This is a genomic window from Psychrobacter sp. AOP5-GZ1-6, from assembly GCF_052376345.1.
Taxonomy (GTDB): Bacteria; Pseudomonadota; Gammaproteobacteria; order Pseudomonadales; family Moraxellaceae; genus Psychrobacter.
Genome location: NZ_JBQSVP010000177.1, coordinates 1 through 5102, shown reverse-complemented (window position 1 = coordinate 5102; position 5102 = coordinate 1). Strand labels below are relative to the sequence as shown.

At 41.8% G+C, this 5102-nt stretch carries 4 protein-coding genes and 1 pseudogene; 3 read left to right on the top strand and 2 right to left on the bottom strand.

The features are described from left to right. The 3 genes from ACT3RN_RS14410 to queF all read left to right on the top strand — a co-directional run. On the top strand, nt 1–403 hold a 403-nt coding region (locus ACT3RN_RS14410; RefSeq protein WP_444518743.1), incomplete at its 5' end, for a hypothetical protein. A gap of 96 nt (nt 404–499) precedes the next feature. Then, on the top strand, nt 500–1327 hold the full coding sequence (locus tag ACT3RN_RS14405) for a hypothetical protein (RefSeq protein ID WP_192992537.1): 828 nt from the start codon (nt 500–502) through the stop codon (nt 1325–1327). 63 nt (nt 1328–1390) lie between these two features. Continuing rightward, nucleotides 1391–2275, top strand: a complete 885-nt coding sequence (queF, locus tag ACT3RN_RS14400) for an NADPH-dependent 7-cyano-7-deazaguanine reductase QueF (RefSeq protein ID WP_192992536.1) — start codon at nt 1391–1393, stop codon at nt 2273–2275. Between the two features lie 108 nt (nt 2276–2383). Here queF and ACT3RN_RS14395 read toward each other — a convergent pair whose 3' ends face one another. Both ACT3RN_RS14395 and ACT3RN_RS14390 read right to left on the bottom strand, forming a co-directional pair. Next, complete coding sequence (locus ACT3RN_RS14395) at nt 2384–4102, bottom strand: proline--tRNA ligase (protein WP_192992535.1); 1719 nt, start codon at nt 4100–4102, stop codon at nt 2384–2386. A 490-nt stretch (nt 4103–4592) separates the two neighbouring features. Then, nucleotides 4593–5102 (bottom strand): annotated as a pseudogene (locus ACT3RN_RS14390) (FAD-binding domain-containing protein); the annotation flags it as partial.

The window sequence follows — 5102 nt, the reverse complement described above, 5'->3', positions numbered from 1 at the left end:
TAATTTTAAAACGTTAGTAAAATTAATAGGTTCAGGCAGTTATATTTACGTTGAAAGCAGCTTAGATGGGCATTACTGGAAAGAGGATCAGAGGTTTACTCGGCTAACTTATGGCAACTATGGTCTTAAACAAAGAAATCAGTATCATCATCAGCTCCTAGAGCAAGAAAGGATTGAGATGATCGAAACTCTCAAATTAGCAATAGATCATATAGATGATAAAACCGCTAGTGAAATCATTGATAAGCTGTATGAGCAGTATATGGACAAAGTGAATAATAAGACATATCTATCGGATGGTCAGACCATTCATACTTATATCGAGTATGATGGTAAATTCATAGCCTTCCGGGGTAAGGTTAACTGCAAATACGATATGTTTACAGGTATGACTATTGATTAAAGTGCTGTATCTGTAAATCAAAATACGAAGATATTTGGTGGTTTGGGACAGGATAAGCGTTGACTGTATCTTTTTTTAAAATGGCAATGGAACATCATGACTCAATCAAAACTGTTGTTAACTAGTCTTATCGTGTTAGCTGTTGGCTTTGTCACGCTTTCAGCGCAAGCAAGCTTACCCAAAGCAACTATTGATGATTATGTTTGGGAGATGATAGAAGGGTCTATTTATCCTAACTGGGGTGAGGATTGTTATAGTAAAGATGAACCAAAATATCGAGCTTGCCTGGATCAGAGTGCGATGATTTATAATCAAAATCTCATCGAAAAACTACAATTATCAAAATATGTTTCTCGTCAGCTAAACCAAACCACTATTACCATACCCAATCATGAAGCACCTATCATATTGACCGATACGCCTGTACAGGACATAGACGGGGACGGCCTTAGATATGTTTATCTGATAAATCGCTACGATGAGGATAAAAACTGGCTTTATCTATCTGGACAAGTCTATGAAACGAATAACACAGTATTTGTTGATCTAAACACGGGCGCTACACAAAACTTTGAGGGATCGCATTTGACGTTTTCACCAGATATGACTTATGCAGCCACTGTTAAAGTTGAGTTTCCAGGAGAAGAAGAGGTTCTCATTTGGAAAAAAGACAAACACGGTAACTATCAATATGATAAAAACAATATAGATTATGATAAATTTAGGCAACATTTCAAGTTTTATAACAGTCGTGAGGATAATCTACGGCCTTATAGTGTAAAGCTCGAGTGGGTTACCGATGATAGCTTATTAGTAGACTTTTATTTTAAGATGAATGAACGTGACACTATTGCTTATCGAGTACGATTTAATTATGTGAAGACTGAGCCTACCTTAGACTGGCAAATGATTCCCATAAAATAGTTCATTGCTGTAAAATAACGTGTTTCTGTTTCATTGTATTTAGGCATGAAAGGTAAGTAACTTATGAGTATCCACGGTATTTTAGGTGAGCAAACCACGGACTATCCAACTCAGTATAGCCCAGAGACGCTATATCCTATCGCTCGTAGTATGGGGCGCGATGCGATTGGCTGGCACGATGCTAAATTAGCAGTTGGTGTTGATTGGTGGCAGGCATTTGAGATGTCTTGGTTGAATACGCAAGGTATTTCGCAAGTGGCTATTGCACGCTTTGGGATTCCCGCTAGCTCAGCGTTTATCGTAGAATCAAAATCGTTGAAACTATATCTCAACAGTATTAATTTTACTGAATTTGCCAGTTGGGCAGAGGTGCAAACGCTGATTGCCAAAGACTTATCGGCTTGTGTGCAAGCAGAAGTCATTGTTGAGTTATTTGGCTTAGATGATGAACAATACAATAAGCAGTCGGGATTATTAATTGCACAGCCTGAAGGGGTCTGTATTGATGATGCCTTGGCAAATAGCAGTGAAAAAGTAGCATTGTGCGAGCATCCTGATGCGTCATTGCTACGTGATAATGGAGCAGAAACGAGTAGCGAGAGCGTGATAAGTGGCAGCACTCAACCTTATACTTTTTATTCTAATTTACTGCGTAGTAATTGTCCGGTGACCAATCAGCCAGACTGGGGAACGTTGGCTGTGTCGATAACGACTGATAAGGCTGTCAACGATGCGAATATACTGCGTTATATTTTAAGCTTCCGTCAGCACAACGGCTTTCATGAGCAGTGTGTTGAGCAGATATTTGCTGATCTGAGTCGGTATTATGAGCCAAGCGCATTGATGGTTCGTGCATGGTACACGCGCCGAGGTGGTATCGATATCAATCCTTGCCGTGTGAGTGATATAAATCTACTGCCACAGCCAAGCCGTTTAATTCGCCAATAGGGTGGTTATCAACTGACCAAAATATGTGAAGATCTTAAGTCAATAAAAAAGCGCCTATCTCATTGAATGAGATAGGCGCTTTTTATGGCACAGTTTTTAAGATTAAAACTATTTGCTGCTTACTTTTGCCATGACTTCTTCACGGCTTAGCATTTGCTTTTCTGCTTCACGGCGATTGACGTATTCGTACTTGCCTTCAGCCAAGTTACGGTCGGAGACCACGATACGATGTGGAATACCAATCAATTCAAGATCAGCAAACTTAACGCCTGGACGCTCATTACGGTCGTCAAGTAGTACGTTGATGCCTTGCGCTTTTAGTTCTTCATACAGCGCGGTGGCAGTCTGCATGACAGTCTCTTCTTTTGACTTCATTGGAATAATAGCGACTTCAAAAGGTGCAATCGAATCCTCAACGGTTGGTGTGGTTGGCCACATGATACCGTTTTCGTCATTGTTCTGCTCAATGGCAGCGGCAATGATACGGCTCACACCGATACCGTAGCAGCCCATCATTAGCGTGACTGGTTTACCATTTTCACCTGATACGGTACAGTTCATCGCTTGTGAGTATTTATCACCCAACTGGAAAATATGACCGACTTCGATACCACGTTTGATTTTTAGCGTACCTTTACCATCAGGAGAAGGATCGCCTTCCTGTACATTACGGACGTCAACGATACGAGTAATACTTGCATCACGCGCCCAGTTCATACCGATTGTGTGTTTATTGACTTCATTAGCACCGCATACAAAGTCTGACAGGGTAGCGGCTGAACGATCGACAAAGACAGGCATGTCTAGGTCGACACCGATATAGCCTTTGTGTAAGCCCGCTGCTTTTAGCTCTTCATCAGATGCCAATGTCAGTGGTACATTGGCCTCTTCAATTTTTTCAGCTTTAATCTCATTAAGCTGATGATCACCGCGTAGCACGACAGCAATCAGTTGCGGCTCATCATCTTCGGTATGACCGTGGACGATTAGGGTTTTGACGGTACTCTCTAATGGTACATCTAGATGCTCGGCCACCATTTTACAGCTGGTCATGCCTTCTGTTAAGACGTCTTCGCGCTCCATTTTGGGCGGTTGACGCTCAGCAGTGCTGACCGATTCAGCCAGCTCAACGTTGGCAGCATAATCAGAAGAATCTGAGAATGCGATATCGTCTTCGCCACTGTCTGCCAATACATGAAACTCATGAGAAGCAAAACCACCGATAGAGCCTGTATCCGCTTGTACTGCACGGAAATCTAAACCCAAACGGGTAAAGATGCGCGTATAAGCGTCATACATATCACGGTAAGTTTTAGCCAATGAAGCTTGGTCAACGTGGAATGAATACGCGTCTTTCATGGTAAACTCACGTGCACGCATCACACCAAAGCGTGGACGAATCTCATCACGAAATTTCCCTTGAATTTGGAAGAAGGTGATAGGCAGTTGCTTATAACTACGCAGCTCGCCTTGAGCCAAATTGGTAATGACTTCTTCGTGCGTTGGACCAAGCACAAAATCACGATCGTGACGGTCTTTAAAGCGTAATAGCTCAGGACCATAATCATCAAAACGTCCGGTCGTTTGCCAAAGTTCAGCAGGCTGAGTCATCGGCATGAGCACTTCTTGCGCACCGACATTTTGCATCTCTTCACGAACAATACGTTCGACTTTTTGTAAGATACGTAGCCCCATGGGCAGCCAAATATATAATCCAGAAGCAATCTTGCGAATAAGACCAGCACGCACCATCAACTGGCTTGAGGCGATGTCGGCATCACTTGGAGTTTCTTTTAGTGTGGCAAATAAAAATTGACTGGCTTTCATAAATAAAGCGTAACCTTATCAACGATAAAAAATAAGAAGAAATAGTAGGATGTTGAGCGTCTGGCTAATCGTTTCGTTGCCGCCGCAAGCTTACCTTTATAACTTGACAATAATCTAGGGTATTTCCTAGTAACTCACATTGTGACTAACATTCAGCGAATAAAATGCTAGTAAAGAGCATCTTAGTAAAACCGCTCTAATAATACAGAAGAGGGGGTATCTTGATTGATGCATCAGTATGTTGAAATACAAAATATTCAGGTCAAAAACCTGATAAATACTTTGATACTGATATTTTATTCATACAATCTGACTATGTTAGGTAAAGTTTGCCTAAGACGCAATGACTTTTTGTCTTTTCAGAGTCAACATTGCATAAAGGATGCGATGAGGTTGTTATAACTCGATTATTTCTCAGTATTAGGTATGTTTTTAGCTATTTTCAACCTATTTAGATGTCTGTCGATTGAATTGAGGGCAGGCCCTAGCTTTATTTTTTAAATTCAGCGATGGTTAATAGTCGAGCGGCTTTATGTTCGACCATTGGTACAGGGTAGTCTGTATCGGCAAAGTCTCCATTTTTACTGAGTGCTTTACGCATTTTTTCTTCTGAATGCAGGATAGTAGCAGGTACGTCTTTTAACTCAGTTAGCCACGTCTTAATAAACTCGCCCTTTGTGTCATGGGTTTTGGCTTGGCTAAAGGGGTTCATAATCCGAAAATAGGGCGCTGAATCAGTGCCCGTAGATGCGCTCCATTGCCAGCCACCATTATTGGATGCAAAGTCACCATCTATCAGCTGCTGCATAAAGTAACGCTCCCCCCCAGCGCCAGTCAATTAGTAAGTCTTTGGTCAAAAACATCGCTGTCACCATCCGTAGGCGATTGTGCATAAACCCTGTGGCATTCAGGCAACGCATCGCGGCATCAACCAATGGCACACCTGTCATACCTGTGCACCATGCCTCGAAGTTATTGGTATCATACGACCAACTGATTT

Excerpts from the sequence above, each read along its gene's own strand:
- queF (WP_192992536.1), top strand. The coding sequence starts at position 1,391 with ATGAGTATCCACGGTATTTTAGGTGAGCAAACCACGGACTATCCAACT.
- ACT3RN_RS14405 (WP_192992537.1), top strand. The coding sequence starts at position 500 with ATGACTCAATCAAAACTGTTGTTAACTAGTCTTATCGTGTTAGCTGTT.
- ACT3RN_RS14395 (WP_192992535.1), bottom strand. The coding sequence starts at position 4,102 with ATGAAAGCCAGTCAATTTTTATTTGCCACACTAAAAGAAACTCCAAGT.